Raw genomic sequence first — 16122 nt, forward strand, 5'->3', positions numbered from 1 at the left:
CATGACCTTTCGAATTGCCCTGCCCGCCTTGCTTCTCTGTTCCATTCTGACCGGACAGACGGCCTTCGCGGGTAACACCACCATCGCCGTGGCCGCCAATTTCACGGCCACGGCCAAGGATCTTGCCGAGGCCTTTAAAGAAGAAACCGGACATCGGGCGTTGTTGGCCTTCGGCTCCACTGGCAAGCTCTATGCCCAGATCGCCAACGGGGCACCGTTTGAAGCCTTTTTGGCCGCTGATTCCGACAGACCTCGGCGGGTCGAAGAGGATGATCTCGCCGTTGCCGGATCCCGCTTCACCTATGCCAAGGGAAAGATCGCGCTCTATAGCCGGGACCCCGGGTTGGTCGATGACCTTGGCCAAATTCTGAAAACCCCCGACCGGTTCCGCAAACTCGCCATCGCCAATCCGAAGACCGCGCCCTATGGCAGGGCCGCCGTGGAAACCCTGCGCAAGCTGCTTGTCTATGAGTTTCTGGAAAGCAAGCTTGTGCGTGGCGACAATATCGCTCAGACCCACCAGTTCGTGGCCACGGGGAATGCCGCGCTGGGGTTTGTCGCGCTGGCCCAGGTGACCAGAAAAGACCGTGGGTCCAAATGGATCGTGCCGGAAGATCTCTACAGCCCCATCCGCCAGGACGCGGTTTTGCTGAAAACAGGTGAAACGAGCGAAGCCGCCAGGGCGTTCATCGCCTTCCTCAAAGAAGACAAGGCGCGGGCGATCATTTCCGGCTACGGCTACGGTCTCGACTGAGTCGCGTCTGTCCAACGGGTCCGATTGGACCCGACACGCGCGAAAGGTTTTAGTCATGCAGATGGAAGGTTTCTTCCATGCGCTCCATGGTCATGTCCAACTCGGCGGCATGCGCACATTCATGTTTCAAGATGCAGGCCCGCACGGTGTCCATGTAGCCCAGAGCCTTTTCCACTTCACCTGAAAACAGCGCTTTGGTACTTGCTTGAAGTCTCGCCGAACAAGCACAGACGTGATCGTGTTCCATTGCCATATCCATCATCTCGCAAATCCATTTCTCATACTTGGGCATTACCCCATTCGTATATTATTCTTTTAGATATCAGAGACTAAGGCATATAATTTGACTTATTTTAATTTATTGCTCAAGCGAAATAAAGCCGCGTTTAGCCACCCGGACCAACGCCTTGAATTCAATATTGAAACGATTAGTCTGAAAAGGGCGACCAGCCCTCGGGCGCCATTTCGAAGCCTTCGAAGCGGAAAGCCGGAGCCACCATACAGCCGACCAGGGTCCAATCCCCTAAGCTGCGCGCCGACTGCCAGGCCCCGACGGGAACCACCGCCTGGGGTCTCTGTCCGGCCCCTAAGTCGGTTCCCAGAATGTGGTCGGTGGTCGGGCCGCCATCTTCGGAAATGGACAACGTCAGCGGTGCCCCGCCATGAAAGGTCCAGACTTCGGCTGCATCCACTCGATGCCAGTGGGAGCGCTCCCCTTCGGCCAGCAAAAAATAAATGCAGGTCAGCGCGCCACGACCACCATCTGGATCCGGATCACGGAAAATCTCGCGGAAATGACCGCCCTCGGGATGGGGCTGCAAGCCCAAATGGGTGATGACCTCGTTTGCCGTCATGAGGCCGGATGGGCCGAGGCGGTCATGGAGTGCCGGGCGGCAAAGGTCTCGTTCCAGGCGGCCAGGCCCGGTCGTCCCGCCCGCCATTGCAGATCGGCAAACCGCAGGTCCAGGTAGCCCAAAGCACAGCCAATAGCCAGATGGCCGATGGTCGGATCCTGCCCCAATTCATCGACCTCTTTTTCCAACAAATCCAAAGCAGCGGTGACCTTGGCCGTTTGTGCGTCCTGGGCATCGGCCGATTGCAGGTGTTCCGGGCGCAGCAATTCCACCCGCATGGTCAAGGCCGCGTCCATGACCCCATCGCCCAGGGCCTGCCGTCGAAGGGCCGTCCAACGGGCCCCACCGGACGGCGGAAACAAGGGAATGCCGTCGTGCAGGTTGTCCAGGTATTCGCAGATCACCGGGGAATCATAGAGCACTTCGCCGCCGTCCAGTTCCAACGCCGGAATTTTGGCCAGCGGATTGACCGCCTCGTAGCCGTTCCCCGTCTGAAAAACCTGGGTCGGGACGATTTCCAACCGCTCGAACAGACCGCATTCGTGAGCGGTGGCCACCACCTTGCGGACATAAGGAGAGGTGGCGGAAAAAAATAGGCGCATCATCAAAAAGCATCCTTGCGTCGACGGACCTCGGCAAATACCGAGGCCGGGTCCAGTCCGGTCATGCCCAGAGCCATCTGCAGGTCCGGCTGGTCGGGGCGGAGAAAGGGGTTGCAGCGTTTTTCGATCGCCATGCTCGAAGGCACAGTAGATTGTCCGTTCTCCCGTTGGCGCTTCACTTCGGCAGCGCAGAGCTGCAGATCCTGGTTGGCCGGGTCAACGCTCAAGGCGAAGTCGGCATTGTCGTTGGTATATTCATGAGCGCAATAGACCTGGGTGGAATCGGGCAAGGCGCGCAGCTTCTCCAGCGACGCCCACATTTGTTGCGGCGTGCCTTCGAACAACCGCCCGCAGCCGAGACTGAACAGGGTATCGCCACAGAAAAGCGCCTCGGCCTCAGCGAACCAGAAGGCGATATGACCCATGGTATGGCCGGGTACGTCGAGGACCTGGGCGGTGAGATTTCCCAAGGCGAAGAGATCGCCTTCCTTCAGACCCAGATCCAGGCCCGGGATGCGGTCCGTATCGCTCGCGGCGCCGACGATCTGACACCGGGTGACCATCTTCAGGTCCTCGTTGCCGCCCACGTGGTCCCGGTGATGGTGGGTACAAAGGATATAATCCAACGTCCAGTCGCGCTCATTGAGCACCGACAGCACCGGCTGCGCCATGGCCGGATCGACCACCGCCGTCTTGCCGCTATCGTTATCATGCAGCAGATAGATATAGTTGTCGGTCAGGGCGGGAATCTGAATGATTTCCATGCCGGGCATGGGGGAACGCCTCCGTTGATTTTTATGAACGCCGGATTCTAGGCGCGACAGGGGCCTGGCGGCAAGGGACGATTGGCCTGAGCGATACTTTTTACCCGCCAAGGGATCGGCGCGGTTGATCGTCATCACCCCTCGACCTCGCCTGACAGGCGTAGGCCTTCGATTTTCCGCGCTGTTTGTCCCGACGACAGATCCATCGTCCCCTGAAAGGTGTTCTTGTACCATTGGTCCACTTTCGGGCGGATCTTGTTGTTGGCCGGGTGGCCGCTCTGGAAATAGCCTGGCGAGGTCTGGGCCATCAGGACCTGGGTGGCCGACCAGTCCTCCACCGGAATGGTGTCGACGATCCGGTCCGCCTCGGCCTGGGCTGTCACCGGGTGGCTTTGGAAATCACGCTTGTCGTCTTCTTCCGAGCCCGTCGGCTTGGGGTCCTTACCGTTCATCGGGCTGCCTTCTGCCCCAGGTGAACGCGGAGGGTTTTGGGAATAATTAGTGGAGTGTCATCTATGGACGCCCCCTTGATTGCAAGGAGTTTCATCGGATCGGGCAAAGTGGGTTTGCAGTCATCTATCCGGCCTGTTTGCGCGGCTTGTGACCGCTGGCCCTAATGGAGTTCGAGGACCGGTTCCCCATCACCGTAACGAGCTCGAGGCTCTGACAGTGCATCGGGTTTGACCGATCCCGGTTTCCCTGTTTTGCCATTACCGATTGATTACCCTCGCAATTTGATGGTGTCGTTCAGATCGAAGCCGTGTTTTCGGGCTGGTATGTCCGTCCATGGGCCAGCATGGCCCAAATGATGCGGGCGTTCTTGTTGGCCATGGCGACGAGCACCACGTTGGTCGGGCGCCGCGCCAATATCGCTTCCAGCCAGGGGGAGCGCTTTTGCTTGTCTTTGCGTGACCAGCGCAGCGAGGCCCGCGCGCCGTGCACCAACAGGCGCCGGATATAGCCATCGCCATGCTTGGAGATCCGCCCCAATCGCTCCTTGCCGCCGCTGGAACTCTGCTTCGGCACGATCCCCAGCCAGGCCGCCAGTTACCGTCCCGAGGAGAACTGCGAGGCATCGCCGACGGTGGCGACCAGGGCCGTCGCCGTAAGGATGCCGAACTCGGCCAGATGGCCGCGCAGGGCATTGATCAACTGGGTGCGTTGACGCACCAGCAGATCGCTTCGGCATCCGCCGCGTCGTTCTTGTTGGTCTTGACGTATTGCGGTGGAATCAACCGAACCTTGTGTCCAAGGCCCTGGATCTCCCGAGCGAAATGATGCGCGCCCGAGCAGGCCTCCATGGCCACAAGACAGGGCGCAAGTCCACCAAAAAACGGCAAAAGCTGGCTTCGCCGCAGCCTCTTACGCAGAACCGGACGACCCGCCTCGTCGGCTCCATGGACTTGGAACAGGTTCTTGGCCAGATCAAGGCCGATCATGGTAACATTGCTCATTGGACGCTCCCGCTATTGGAAAGTTTCGACAACCTCCAGTATGGCTCATCGCGAAGCCGATAGGGGGCGCCCATGCCATTACCGTAACCTAATCTACCGTAACCCTTGGAGGGTCACTGTATCTCCAGCTTTCGCGTTGTCTCTTTTATCGGGGTCATAATACGCGGAGGCTACAGCCCCTCGTTTTTCCACCAGGCGCTGGTGGTCAGTTCCTCCGGCCAGCCTTTCGGTGGGGGATGGCTGGCGACAAGGTCGTCGGGATCCAATCCTCTGTTTCGCACTCTTTCTTCCCATTGGGTGCGCAGACTGCTGGGTAGCCTGGTCCCACACCAGGGACAATAGGGCGCGGGAAGGATGCGGATCGGTTGAAAGTCCACCCGCTGCTCCGGATCGATGATCCGAAAGCCGTATTCCCGCGTGTGGGGGAGGTACCAGTACATGTTGCGCATGTCGTCTAAAACACTGGAAACTCCCCGGCAGAAATGCACCGGTTGCTCGAGACAGCGCTGGAAGCCGGGAAGTTCCTTTTCATAAGGATCATAGGGGTATTTTGGTGGCATCTCCTGATCTTCATAGATACCGTCACAGTCGATCTTTTCGCCGATCCCGCGCTCCAGCCACCATTGCTCCGTCCGCATGGACCGGGGGCCGATCCGCGCATCCAGGAAATAGTCCGGAAACAGATGATCCATCCCTTTTTCCCGGGCATAGACGATGTAACGGGCGTCACGAAGCGCGCCGGGGAGATGCACACCTGTGAAGGGGCAAAAGTACATGCCGACTCCCCGGCAATACCGCCATTTGGTATTGGGAAAGAATTGCCGACGGGGCAGAATGCCTGGCTCCAGATGGGCAACCACATAGTCCCGATCCGATGGGCCATAGTCGAGCGCCACCTTGGGGTCGGCCACCGCTGTCCGCAGTTCCAGGCTTTGATCACTAAGACGAAGCCCCATGATACTCCTCGTCAATAGGCGGGCAGCTCGATAAGTTGCCCGCTTTGGTTATCATACGTACCGCACTTGCTCGTCCTGATCCAGAAAAGAGCGCTTGATGCGAGGTTTATTCTTATCCGGCCCGGTAACCCGCCGTCCGGTAATCGGATCGAAGGCGCCGAGATGCTTGCCTTTGCTATCGAACTTCTCGATCTGCTGCTTGTGACGTCCCCCTCCGCCGTGGTCCCAGGTGTAGATGTTGCCGTCCTTGTCTTTCCTCCGCCCGTCCTTTTCCGGCTTCAGGCTCTTCCAGACATAGCTCTCCGAGGGCGAGATTTTGCGGTTGATCGGGTCCTTCGCCACCTCCTGCTCGATCCGGCGGCCTGCCGCCTCGTACCATTCGTCATATCCGGATTGCCACTTTTCCTGGCCCTTTTTGCCGTTGGGCATGATCTGGTCCGGTCCCTGGCCTTGCATGGTGACATAGGTATCCTCCGGCTGCGTCTCATGGATCGGACGACCGGGAGTCTGGGTGTCGACGGGCGGCGTGGGTTCATCGACGATCATGCCATCGTCTTTTTCGGGCTGTCGCGCGGGATAGGTTTCGATCCCATGGCCTTCGGGCATGGGGGTCGGCTCAAGGCCCGGTGCCGGCGGCATGGGGTCGGCCATATCCGTGCGGGCCATCTTGCCGTCGAGGTAATTGCCGAGATTGGATTGGGGCATCAGGTCGAACCGAGGATTGCCATCGGCGTCACGGCCGTTGGGAACCGCGACCATCCCGGTGTTGACCCTTTCACCGGTCGCCGGATCCGTTCCATAGACTGGGTTGTACAGATCGCCGGGGCCATGGTCGAAGCTCAGGTCCTGGCCCCCGACCTGTACGTCGTGCGTCTGCTGCCCTTCATTGTCCGGAATGACGGCGCCACCAATGGCGCCGCCTGCCCGACCCAGGACTTTGGGAGCAACTTTCTCGGCGCCCTTGGCCAAGGCGTCTCCGGCACCATTGCCTTTGCCGGGCGTGACGGTGATGACGCCATTGGATGAAGCCGCATTTCCCGCTGCAACACCGTCTGCCGTGGGGACATACTGAGCCTTTTTGATGAGCGGATTATGATCCGGATCGGGCGCAGGGCTGCCGTCTGGATAGGTCCACCGTCCATATTCGTTCATGGCCGGTTTATGGGTATTTGGCGGCGAAGTCGTCGAGGTGTCTCCGCTATCGCCCTTCCCGCCGTTCGTGTCCATCGGCATGCCGGTGCCGGAATCTTCGCCGGGGCGATAGAGAAGGTCTATGGGCGGCGCATCGTCTCGGCCGGGAACATACTCCAGCGTTCTTGCATTATGCATGGAATCGTTCCCGGTATTCTGATCAATCAGATTCCCCTGGGCATCATACCAATTGCCCTGCTCGTCCATGGAAATCGCCTGGGCCGGTTCCCCCACCCCATAGTGCGCCTCGACCAGGCGCACATGGTCCGGATCGGCGTCGGGCCCGAGGCGCTTGATCACATCATCGGCGCGCTGGCGGTTGATCCGGGCGTCTTCGGCGCGGGCGCCATCGGCACCGAAGGGAGCATGGCCCGTGGCATGACCCGTGGGCGCGCCGACTTCGCTGTTGAGCTTGTAGAACGCGGTGGTTTCGGTCTGGATATCCTCGTTGGTCCAGTAATCCTCGGCCCAATGGAGGCGGCGCTGATCCGCATGGGTGCGCTCGGCCACCGGCTTGGCGCGGATGGCCTGGATCTCCTTGGGCTTGGGCGGGGCCATGCCATCCCAGGTATCCTCGGGATCGGATTGGAGTGGTGGCGGGCTCTTGGCCAGGGCCTGTTCGACGTGGATGGGCATGCGCTCAACTGGGCGGGTGACGGCGGTAATTAGTGGAGTGTCACCGCAACGCCGGGCACCGCAACGCCCGCAACGCCAACACCGCAACGCCAAACCATTACCGTAACCCAAACGCGACGTGATCTAGACCCAGTTCATTTTTCGCCCAAGAAGAATCCACCGACAAGAATGTTATTGTCCCTGACCAAGGTCTCGTTGCCCTGCCAGTCCCGCACATAAATGCTCTGTGCTTCCGGCAGGAGGCGGCGCCAGTTCTTCCAGTTTTGCCGCGCGTAGAGAAAGCCCTGGTTGTTTGGCCGAAGGATGGGTATCGGCCCAACCTTGAAGAGTTTTGATCTGAAAAGTTCTTGAAGTGTTGATGTTTCCAGATCCAACAGACTCAGGGAGCGTGCAAAATAATCGCCGCATATGACCTGCCCCTTTGAAGTCCGCGCAATTGGATATAGGGCTCTTGGCTCCAATAGCCGTCTGGTTCCAGTAGCAAAGTCGAACAGAACAAGATCTTTTTCCGGATTCCGGTCTTCTTCATTATGAGAAATGTTCAGACGGTACAGCAGGCGGTGGGAATCAAGCCAAAGAGGAGAGGTAAAATATCTGACTTGCACGTCAATCAACCTGGATTTTTGTGAATTCAAATCAAGGATCATCAGGTCATTGGACTGGGTAACATAAGCAAGTTGCGTTTCATCTGGGGATAGGGAGGGGGCCTGTCCCTGGACAATCGGTTTCGCATGATCCTTGGCGTCCGGTTGCAGAGGGGCTTCGAAAATCTGAGAACCTCTTCCATCCCGGCGCGATGCATCGAAAAAGAAAGTGTTTTTTGAGCGGCGGAATACCGGGTGACTAGGACCATGCCAACCTACGCCCCAGACAAGAGTCATCACTTCGACAAGATTTTCATCGCGCAGTTCATAGATCCCGATGCTGCCACCGCTTGATAGAACATACCGTTCAGCCGCCATGGCGTGGGTCGGAAAAAGCACCATGGCGACGCAACCGGCAATGACGGCCATGCCGAACAGTTGGCCGAATCGTATCAAAGGCAACCTCCATCAAGGGGCGACATAGCCTTGGTCCATGTCGTAATGCATCCAGGCGCCGTCCCGTTCCGCCTTCAGGCGATAATACTCTCTTTCAACCGCATCGGCATAGTCCTGACAGTTGCGCCAGAAAAAATTGTAGTCTTCGGCATCCGGATTGGTTTTCTGGTCCCATTCCGATTCGAGGTTCTTCTCAGCTTGCTTGAGAAGGTCGTCTTCCAGATGAGGACCAACGTTTTCGTATTTTTCTATCACATCAGCGTCAGCTTTGTCTTTCCTGACTTCGCTGTTATCATAGTATCCGGAATCATCTCCATTATCATACAGGAACCCATCATGTTGCAGGGGGCCGATGGTCGTATCCCGGAGCCCATACACGTCCAACGGACGTTCCTGCCGATAGGCGGCAGGCTCCGCACCGCCTCCGATTTGCTCGTTGAGTTCTTCGAGCATTGTCGGGGTTTCGTGGTCCCACATGATGTCGGGTGACGATTTTGTGTGGGCTTCGGATCTGGCGCCGGATTTTTCCGTCCGAGAGCCCATCGAACGAAGGACTCTCTCCTGCTCTGTCGAGGAGAGCCCACTCGTTTTTTGCCGGTAGGTTTTTTGCATGATGGCCGTTTTGAGAGGCGACCACTTCTGTTTCTCGCCCTGCCTGGAGAGGACGACATCGAATGGTGACGGTTGTTTGGGGTCCCGGTGGGACTCTTCGTTTGATGGGCCGGATTCTTCTATCTCCTGTACTTTCTGGTCATTGATATCAGAGCCGTAAGGATCGATTCCAACCCCATCGGCGAGAGTTCTGTCAGCGAACTGGCCTATGGAAACGGCTTGATCCGTCAAATCCCCCCCAATGGACCCATAGGTCTCCGGGTCGGGTTTCGGCGCTTGCTCGACGGTGAGGATGTGTTCGCCGGTGTCGATGACCTTCTGGAAATCGCCGTCGGGCTTTGGTTTACCCACCCCATAGTGCGCCTCGACCATGCGCACATGGTCCGGATCGGCATCGGGCCCGAGGCGCTTGATCACATGGTCGGCGCGCTGGCGGTTGATCCTGGCGTCTTCCGTACGGGCGCTGTCGGCGCCGAAGGGAGCATGGCCCGTGGCATGGCCCGTGGGCGCGCCGACTTCGCTGTTGAGCTTGTAAAACGCGGTGGTTTCGGTCTGGATATCCTCGTTGGTCCAGTAGTCCTCGGCCCAATGGAGGCGGCGCTGATCCGCATGGGTGCGCTCGGCCACCGGCTTGTCGCGGATGGCCTGGATTTCCTCCGGCTTGGGCGGCGCCATGCCATCCCAGGTATCCTAGGGCATGCACGAGACGGGGTTAATTAATTCAGCGTCACCGTAACGAGATAGTCTTCTGATACGACATGCTTACGATCTGCATGCGCGACCCCTATGCCATCCGGGTTATGAATCCCACCTGGATTAGGATGTGACGATATGGACACCATAAGACTTAGAGGGATCGGGCATAAACACAACCCCTGACGCGCGAGGGTGTCAGGGGTTGTCGCGTAGGTGTCGCTATTCTCTGATATGCGCCTCTTCACGCACCAGCTTCGCGGCATTTCTGCGCATTTGATCTGGTATGGGGATCTTCAAGGTATCGCGAATCTGCTCGATCCAACCGATGGCCCGGTTATCCGGATTGCTTGCACCTTTGTAGCGCCTTCTATCGTAGGGGTAATAAACCTCCGCCTGCTTGAATGCTTCCTTGATCGACTCCGGTTTTGCCCAAGGGGATTCAAGAAAAGAATCGATTTCTTTGAGAAGCGCATGAATATCTTCGTCATTGGTCAAGACTCGGTAATATGCAATACGCGCCTCAATGGATTTTCCCACATATCCCGTACTAAAACTTATGGTCAATAAACTTTCTAGCAAAGGAAAGTCATCATAAAAACGCTTCTTCTTCATTGTATTTCTCCTGAAATACTATGGAAGTATTGGATAGGATGTCACAATATGGACACCAAATGGTTTGGATGGATCCTGCACAAATACCACCTTGATACGCGAGGTAGGTTGAGCCTTTCCGTGAGGAACATTTACTTCTTTTCCGTCGCTTCCAAACTTGGTTTTTGAGCCTTTCACGTATCCGACCGTTTTACCTAAGTCCCACTCGATGGTTCCCTTGCCTTTCTTGAATTTAGCATCCCAAAGGCCTTTCTGTATCGCAATAGTCGTGGCCTTGTTGGCGAAATCCTGGTTGATATATGTTGATGCAGTCGGCGTGTCCTTTTCTGTCCGAATCCGGTGATCCAGGTATTCTTCCGTCACCACATGCTTACGATCCGCATGGGCAACCCCTTTCCCATCCGGATTATGAATCCCCCCGGGATTGCGGTTGCCGGTGGCGGGCTGGCCGGGTCGGGAGCCGCCCTGGTTCAGCAGATCGATGACCTCCATGTCGCCGGTGTCCAGATCGCCGTCCGGAGCCTTCCATTCGCCCGGGCGCGGCGCGCGGGGTTGGGTCCAGGTCTTTTTCGTCCCCTGGAAGGTGCCGCGCCCACCGCTCATGCCGAGCACGTCGCCGTCCGGCAGGGCTTTGGGAAGGCGGCTGAAGGCGCCGCCGAGGCCCGTTGCTTCGAGCGCCAGCGGCAGGGTTTTCGAGGGGTCCTCCGGGTTCTCGATGGCGTCTTTGATGTCGTTGCTGAAAGACCTCAGCATGGAGCCCGGGATCTCGTAGAGATCAGACCATTTCGGGTCCCATTGGTCATAGGCTTCGGAGAGGTTGTCGGCGATGCGCTGCCCCCCTCCGGCGAGCCAGGAGGCCAACCGCTGTTCCTCGATGGCTTGGCGGTAGGTTTTGCGGTCGAAGTACGACTCATCTTCGGGAGTGGGTGCTGGCTGAGTCTGGTCGTTTGGGACCTCGGAGCCCTCGGACAAGTCGTCATGGCCGGAACCGCCGATCAGGCTATCGTCTCCATCCCCGCCCCCAAAGGTGTCAGTTCCATCCGTGCCGCCGAGGGTATCTTTTGATTCCTGTTTCGGCAAAAGGCCGTAATGCGCCTCGACCATGCGCACATGGTCCGGATCGGCATCGGGCCCGAGGCTCTTGATGGCATGGTCGGCGCGTTGGCGGTTGATCCGGGCGTCTTCCGAACGGGCGCTGTCGGCGCCGAAGGGAGCATGGCCCGTGGCATGGCCCGTGGGCGCGCCGACTTCGCTGTTGAGCTTGTAGAACGCGGTGGTTTCGGTCTGGATGTCCTCGTTGGTCCAGTAATCCTCGGCCCAATGGAGACGGCGCTGATCTGCATGGGTGCGCTCGGCCACCGGCTTGTCGCGGATGGCCCGGATTTCCTCCGGCTTGGGCGGCGCCATGCCGTCCCAGGTATCCTCGGGATCGGATTGGAGTGGTGGCGGGCTCTTGGCCAGGGCCTGTTCGACGTGGATGGGCGTTTCCTCTGGCCTGCGCGGGATGGCGGGTTGCGGCGCCGGTTGCGGCGCCGATCGCACGGGTGTCACGCCCAGCTTGCGGGCCAGGAAGCCGGGTTGGGCCTGGGTTGCCTGGGCCTGCGTTGCTTGGGCCTGCTTTGCCTGGGCCTGTTGGGCCTGCATGCGGGCCCGGTGGGTCTTGCGGGACTGGGCCTCTTGTTGGCGTTCGGCGGCCTGGGCCTGGCGGCGGGCCTGGAGCCGTTGGCTGGCGGCTTTTTGCTCGGCGGCTTTCTTATCCTGATGGAACTTCCAGGCGGCATCGGAATCGGCCCGGGCCGCCTTGAGATTGGCTTCCTCCTGGCGCTTGTTGAAGGCCCGGGTCTGGCGGTCGGTGGGATCGCTGCCGAGGGTCGGGGTCGCATCGGACTTGGCCAGGGGATCGGCAAGGGTCGGCGCTGGTAAGGGCGCGGGGGCTCCTTCGACGGGCTCAGGATGAAGGGTTGGGGCCTCAGGATGAAGGGCCGGGGCGTCATCGAACAGCGACCCACCCCTCAGGGAGGTGTCCGAACCATAAGATGACAGGCCGCCGCCGAAATCGGGCGTCGTGCCGAAGTCCGGGGACGGCGCGGGCAAGGGCGGGGCTGGAAGAGGTGCCGGGGCGCTGGGCTGGCTTTCGCCGAAGGAAAACAGGGAATTGTCCGACGAAGAGGCCCCCCTGGCGCCCTTGGCGCCCTTGGCGCCCTTGGTGGCGGAGTCTGGCATGGCGCTATCGAGGCTTCCCATGGGGAACTCTTTTCGTGATTAGTTCGAGATCCCCGTGTCTTTAGAGAGCCATGGGATCCTGTTATCGGGCTCAGCTCCTGCTTGAATTGCATCGTTTACGGAATTTGTCAAGAACATTTAATGTATCATTTAAGGTTTACCCGCCGCTTTCGCTCTATTAATCATAAAAATTGACTGAAATAAGATATTATTCTTTTTTTCGCGGTCTCTCATCCACTCCCCCGGTGACAAACGCCTTCCAACCCGCCATAGTCCCCGCCATGTCTTCGCCATCCGCCATGACCGTCTTCGATCGACGCGCCGTGCGTCATCACCGGGACCGGGCCGCGCCCGGGTTCGGCGAATACGATTTCCTGCTGGCCGAGGTGGCCGAGCGGCTGCTGGATCGTCTGGACGACGTGAAGCGCGACTTTCCCGTGGCCCTGGATCTGGGCTGCCATACGGGCAGCCTCGGGAAGCGCATCGACGGGCGCGGCGGGATCAAGACCCTGGTCCAGGCCGACCTGTCTCCGGCCATGGCAGTACGGGCGGGCGGTCTGGCCATGGCCGCCGACGAGGAAGCCCTGCCCTTTGCCGAGGGATCGTTCGATTTGATTTTGAGCGGCCTGTCGCTGCATTGGGTCAATGATCTGCCTGGCGCGCTGTTGCAGATCCGCAAGGCCCTGAAACCCGACGGATTGTTTCTCGCTGCAATGTTCGGCGGGCTGACCCTGGCCGAATTGCGTCAGTCCCTGGCGGCGGCGGAACAGGCCACGGCAGGCGGCGTCAGCCCTCGGGTGTCGCCCTTTGCCGACGTCAAGGATGCGGGCGACCTTTTGGCCCGTGCCGGATTTACCCTGCCGGTCGTGGATACGGATCCGTTGACGGTTTCCTATGGCGACCCCTTGAAGCTGATGACCGATCTGCGCGGCATGGGCGAAAGCAATGCGGTGATCGAGAGGCGCAAGAGCTTCAGCCGCCGCGAGACCCTCATGGCCGCCCGGCAACAGTATCTGGATGACTTCGCCGGAGAAGATGGACGGGTTCCGGCCACCTTCCAGGTGCTGTTCCTGCTCGGCTGGGCCCCCCATCCGGACCAGCCCCAGGCCGCCGAGCGCGGCAGCGGGCAGGTCTGCCTGACCGATATTCTGGAGTAACCCATGGACTTCCCCACCCCTTTGCTGCGTGGCAAATTGATCAAACGCTACAAGCGCTTCCTGGCCGATGTGACCCTGGACAGCGGCGAGGTGGTCACCGCCCATTGCGCCAATTCCGGCTCCATGCTCAGTTGCAAGGACCCGGACTCGGAAGTCTGGCTGTCGCCCAGCGACAATCCGAAACGCAAGCTGAAATATACCTGGGAACTGATCCGCATCGGCGAGGGGCTGGTGGGCATCAATACGGGACGACCCAATAAGCTGGTGGCCGGGGCCATCATCGACGGCACCCTCACCGAACTGCAAGGCTACGAGACCCTGAAACCGGAACAGAAGTACGGCAAGAATTCCCGCATCGACATCTTGCTTACCGACCCGAACAAGCCGCCTTGCTATGTGGAGGTGAAAAACGTCACCTTGATGCGCGACGGCGCCAACCTGGCCGAATTTCCCGATGCGGTCACCACTCGCGGCACCAAGCATCTTCAGGAGTTGACAGACATGGTGGCCGAGGGACACCGCGCGGTGATGGTCTATCTGGTACAGCGCGAGGATTGCACCAGTTTCCGCGTCGCCGCCGACATCGACCCGGCCTATGACGCCGCCCTGAAGGCCGCCACCAAGGCCGGTGTCGAAGCTCTGTGCTATACTTGCAAACTGACCCCAAGCGGAATCACGGTGGCGCATCCCCTGCCGATTGAGATATAGAACAATAAAAAGCAACCGAGGAGCGATCCGTTGGACGCCGAGACCAAAAGCATTGTCATCCATACCGAGGCCGATTTCGAGGGCATGCGCAAGGCCGGGCGGTTGGCCGCCGAGTGCCTGGACTTTATCACACCCCACGTGCAGCCGGGCGTGACCACAGGCGAGATCGACCAGTTGTGTGCCAAGTTCGTCGAGGAGAATGGCGGTATTTCCGCTCCCCTGGGCTACAAAGGTTTCCCGCGCTCCATTTGTACCTCGGTCAACCATGTGGTCTGCCATGGCATTCCCGGCGACAAAGTGCTCACCGATGGCGATGTGATCAATATCGACGTGACGCCGATCCTCGATGGCTGGCACGGGGACTCCAGCCGCATGTATTTCGTTGGCAAGCCCAGCGTCAAGGCGCGCAAGCTGGTCGATGTCACCTATGAAGCCATGATGCGCGGCATCGAGCAGGTACGCCCCGGCGCCTCCCTGGGCGATATCGGTCATGCCATTCAGTCCTATGCGGAAGGTCACCGCTTTACCGTGGTGCGGGATTTCTGCGGCCACGGCCTGGGGCGGGTGTTCCACATGCCCCCCAGCGTGCTGCATTTCGGACGCCCCGCCGAAGGCATGATCCTGCGACCGGGCATGTTCTTCACCATCGAGCCGATGATCAACGCCGGCAAGCTGGACGTGAAGATCCTCGCCGACGGCTGGACGGCGGTCACCCGGGACAAGTCCCTGTCGGCCCAGTTCGAGCATTCCATCGCCGTCACCGAGGAGGGCTGCGAGATCTTCACCCTATCGCCCAAGGGCTGGCACCAGCCGCCATATGAGGGCTGATCTTCCGTGGGGCGCGGGGCCGATCATCCAGATTCCGTGAGCCTTGCCGAAGCCGGGCTGATTCTCGGTCACCGGGAAGCGTTGGATGGTCAGACCCTGCACCAAGTTTCCGGCAATACCCATCCCCACCGCCACGCCCTGCGCGCGGCGGGCGGCACCTGGGACAAGATGAAGCAGGTCTGGGTGTTTACGGGCACAGACCCCACCGCCGAAATCGCCCGCCAAGTCAGCGCCCACAACGCCCAGCGCGGCCTGGCCGAAGATGGCGTTCCCGGGGTCGGCCACAATCACCCTCCCAAGCCCCATTACCATGGCCACCGCCAGCGCCTGCGCGAGCGCTTCATGGAAGGCGATGCGGGACAGCTTCCCGACTATGAACTGTTGGAACTGCTGCTCTTTTTCTCCATCCCTCGGGTGGATGTCAAACCCCTGGCCAAGGACCTGCTGGAGCGTTTCGACGGCCTGGGCGGGGTGATGGCCGCCGACCCGGAACGACTGGCCGAGTTCGACAAGATCAATCAACCCACCGCCGTGTTGCTGCGCGCCGTCCGCGATGCCGCCCTGCGCCTGGGTCGCGAAGAGATCATGGACAGGCCCCTTCTGGCGTCCTGGCAATCGCTCATCGACTATCTGCGCGCCGCCATGGCCCATGAGACCAGGGAATGCTTCCGTGTGGTATTTCTGAACCGCAAGAACGAAGTCATCGCCGACGAAGAACAACAACGCGGCACCGTCGATCACACCCCGGTCTATCCGCGCGAGGTGGTCAAGCGCGCCCTGGACCTGGGTGCCACGGCGATTATTCTGGTACACAACCATCCCAGCGGCGACCCCTCCCCCTCGCGCGGCGACATCGACATGACCAAGGAAATCGCCGAGGCCGCCCGATTGCTCGGTATCGTCCTGCACGACCATGTGATCATCAGCCGCCGAGGGCACAGCAGTTTCAAGCAAATGGGTCTGCTGTGAGCATTTCCTGCGGCTGGAGAAGAGGTTATACTTTCGGTTGATTTCAGGTACTCAATAGAGAATCGG

16 protein-coding genes and 1 pseudogene are annotated in these 16122 nt (G+C 59.6%); 5 read left to right on the forward strand and 12 right to left on the reverse strand.

Annotated elements, in window-relative coordinates:
• Position 1: 1 nt before the first annotated feature.
• Complete coding sequence (gene modA, locus MGMAQ_RS13950) at positions 2–754, forward strand: molybdate ABC transporter substrate-binding protein (protein WP_046022015.1); 753 nt, start codon at positions 2–4, stop codon at positions 752–754.
• A 49-nt stretch (positions 755–803) separates the two neighbouring features.
• Here the strand turns inward: modA and MGMAQ_RS13955 are convergent, their stop codons facing one another.
• The 12 genes and pseudogenes from MGMAQ_RS13955 to MGMAQ_RS14010 form a co-directional block, all read right to left on the reverse strand.
• Complete coding sequence (locus MGMAQ_RS13955) at positions 804–1046, reverse strand: hypothetical protein (protein WP_046022016.1); 243 nt, start codon at positions 1044–1046, stop codon at positions 804–806.
• A gap of 136 nt (positions 1047–1182) precedes the next feature.
• Positions 1183–1608 carry a cupin domain-containing protein gene (locus MGMAQ_RS13960; RefSeq protein ID WP_046022017.1) on the reverse strand — a complete coding sequence of 142 codons (426 nt, stop codon included), beginning with the start codon at positions 1606–1608 and terminating at the stop codon, positions 1183–1185.
• Positions 1605–2213, reverse strand: coding sequence for a glutathione S-transferase family protein (locus tag MGMAQ_RS13965; protein ID WP_252508635.1), 609 nt, complete (start codon positions 2211–2213; stop codon positions 1605–1607). The genes MGMAQ_RS13960 and MGMAQ_RS13965 overlap by 4 nt, the downstream gene beginning before the upstream one ends.
• Positions 2213–2983 carry a hydroxyacylglutathione hydrolase gene (gloB, locus tag MGMAQ_RS13970; RefSeq protein ID WP_046022018.1) on the reverse strand — a complete coding sequence of 257 codons (771 nt, stop codon included), beginning with the start codon at positions 2981–2983 and terminating at the stop codon, positions 2213–2215. The genes MGMAQ_RS13965 and gloB overlap by 1 nt, the downstream gene beginning before the upstream one ends.
• Positions 2984–3108: 125 nt before the next feature.
• The gene (locus MGMAQ_RS13975) at positions 3109–3426 is read right to left on the reverse strand and encodes a hypothetical protein (RefSeq protein ID WP_046022019.1); all 318 of its coding nucleotides are present in this window, start codon (positions 3424–3426) and stop codon (positions 3109–3111) included.
• Positions 3427–3721: 295 nt separating this feature from the next.
• Positions 3722–4428, reverse strand: a pseudogene (locus MGMAQ_RS20120) (IS110 family transposase).
• A 170-nt stretch (positions 4429–4598) separates the two neighbouring features.
• Positions 4599–5384 carry a hypothetical protein gene (locus MGMAQ_RS13985; RefSeq protein WP_046022020.1) on the reverse strand — a complete coding sequence of 262 codons (786 nt, stop codon included), beginning with the start codon at positions 5382–5384 and terminating at the stop codon, positions 4599–4601.
• Positions 5385–5435: 51 nt separating this feature from the next.
• Positions 5436–7211: a colicin E3/pyocin S6 family cytotoxin gene (locus MGMAQ_RS13990; RefSeq protein WP_046022021.1), complete on the reverse strand. Its 1776-nt coding sequence runs from the start codon at positions 7209–7211 to the stop codon at positions 5436–5438.
• Between the two features lie 134 nt (positions 7212–7345).
• On the reverse strand, positions 7346–8224 hold the full coding sequence (locus MGMAQ_RS13995; RefSeq protein WP_148560965.1) for a hypothetical protein: 879 nt from the start codon (positions 8222–8224) through the stop codon (positions 7346–7348).
• Positions 8225–8263: 39 nt separating this feature from the next.
• Positions 8264–9538 carry a hypothetical protein gene (locus tag MGMAQ_RS14000; RefSeq protein ID WP_046022023.1) on the reverse strand — a complete coding sequence of 425 codons (1275 nt, stop codon included), beginning with the start codon at positions 9536–9538 and terminating at the stop codon, positions 8264–8266.
• A 240-nt stretch (positions 9539–9778) separates the two neighbouring features.
• Positions 9779–10171 (reverse strand): hypothetical protein, encoded by a 393-nt coding sequence (locus MGMAQ_RS14005; RefSeq protein ID WP_046022024.1) that lies wholly within the window; start codon positions 10169–10171, stop codon positions 9779–9781.
• An 18-nt stretch (positions 10172–10189) separates the two neighbouring features.
• Positions 10190–12415 (reverse strand): RNase A-like domain-containing protein, encoded by a 2226-nt coding sequence (locus MGMAQ_RS14010; protein WP_046022025.1) that lies wholly within the window; start codon positions 12413–12415, stop codon positions 10190–10192.
• Between the two features lie 260 nt (positions 12416–12675).
• Between MGMAQ_RS14010 and MGMAQ_RS14015 the strand changes: the two genes are divergently transcribed.
• Genes MGMAQ_RS14015 through radC form a run of 4 tightly spaced genes read left to right on the forward strand, consistent with a single transcriptional unit; the run spans position 12676 to position 16056 of the window.
• The gene (locus MGMAQ_RS14015; RefSeq protein WP_046022026.1) at positions 12676–13551 is read left to right on the forward strand and encodes a methyltransferase domain-containing protein; all 876 of its coding nucleotides are present in this window, start codon (positions 12676–12678) and stop codon (positions 13549–13551) included.
• Between the two features lie 3 nt (positions 13552–13554).
• Complete coding sequence (gene sfsA / locus MGMAQ_RS14020; protein WP_046022027.1) at positions 13555–14259, forward strand: DNA/RNA nuclease SfsA; 705 nt, start codon at positions 13555–13557, stop codon at positions 14257–14259.
• A 30-nt stretch (positions 14260–14289) separates the two neighbouring features.
• Complete coding sequence (gene map / locus MGMAQ_RS14025) at positions 14290–15087, forward strand: type I methionyl aminopeptidase (RefSeq protein ID WP_046022028.1); 798 nt, start codon at positions 14290–14292, stop codon at positions 15085–15087.
• 36 nt (positions 15088–15123) lie between these two features.
• Complete coding sequence (gene radC, locus MGMAQ_RS14030; RefSeq protein ID WP_371258355.1) at positions 15124–16056, forward strand: DNA repair protein RadC; 933 nt, start codon at positions 15124–15126, stop codon at positions 16054–16056.
• Positions 16057–16122: the final 66 nt, after the last annotated feature.

It is taken from the genome of Magnetospira sp. QH-2 (genome assembly GCF_000968135.1).
GTDB lineage: Bacteria > Pseudomonadota > Alphaproteobacteria > Rhodospirillales > Magnetospiraceae > Magnetospira.

Bases quoted from the DNA above. Each gene is read 5' to 3' on its own strand.
- modA (WP_046022015.1), top strand. From the start codon at position 2: ATGACCTTTCGAATTGCCCTGCCCGCCTTGCTTCTCTGTTCCATTCTG.
- MGMAQ_RS13955 (WP_046022016.1), bottom strand. From the start codon at position 1,046: ATGCCCAAGTATGAGAAATGGATTTGCGAGATGATGGATATGGCAATG.
- MGMAQ_RS13960 (WP_046022017.1), bottom strand. From the start codon at position 1,608: ATGACGGCAAACGAGGTCATCACCCATTTGGGCTTGCAGCCCCATCCC.
- MGMAQ_RS13965 (WP_252508635.1), bottom strand. From the start codon at position 2,213: ATGATGCGCCTATTTTTTTCCGCCACCTCTCCTTATGTCCGCAAGGTG.
- gloB (WP_046022018.1), bottom strand. From the start codon at position 2,983: ATGCCCGGCATGGAAATCATTCAGATTCCCGCCCTGACCGACAACTAT.
- MGMAQ_RS13975 (WP_046022019.1), bottom strand. From the start codon at position 3,426: ATGAACGGTAAGGACCCCAAGCCGACGGGCTCGGAAGAAGACGACAAG.
- MGMAQ_RS13985 (WP_046022020.1), bottom strand. From the start codon at position 5,384: ATGGGGCTTCGTCTTAGTGATCAAAGCCTGGAACTGCGGACAGCGGTG.
- MGMAQ_RS13990 (WP_046022021.1), bottom strand. From the start codon at position 7,211: ATGCCCATCCACGTCGAACAGGCCCTGGCCAAGAGCCCGCCACCACTC.
- MGMAQ_RS13995 (WP_148560965.1), bottom strand. From the start codon at position 8,224: ATGGCCGTCATTGCCGGTTGCGTCGCCATGGTGCTTTTTCCGACCCAC.
- MGMAQ_RS14000 (WP_046022023.1), bottom strand. From the start codon at position 9,538: ATGGCGCCGCCCAAGCCGGAGGAAATCCAGGCCATCCGCGACAAGCCG.
- MGMAQ_RS14005 (WP_046022024.1), bottom strand. From the start codon at position 10,171: ATGAAGAAGAAGCGTTTTTATGATGACTTTCCTTTGCTAGAAAGTTTA.
- MGMAQ_RS14010 (WP_046022025.1), bottom strand. From the start codon at position 12,415: ATGGGAAGCCTCGATAGCGCCATGCCAGACTCCGCCACCAAGGGCGCC.
- MGMAQ_RS14015 (WP_046022026.1), top strand. From the start codon at position 12,676: ATGTCTTCGCCATCCGCCATGACCGTCTTCGATCGACGCGCCGTGCGT.
- sfsA (WP_046022027.1), top strand. From the start codon at position 13,555: ATGGACTTCCCCACCCCTTTGCTGCGTGGCAAATTGATCAAACGCTAC.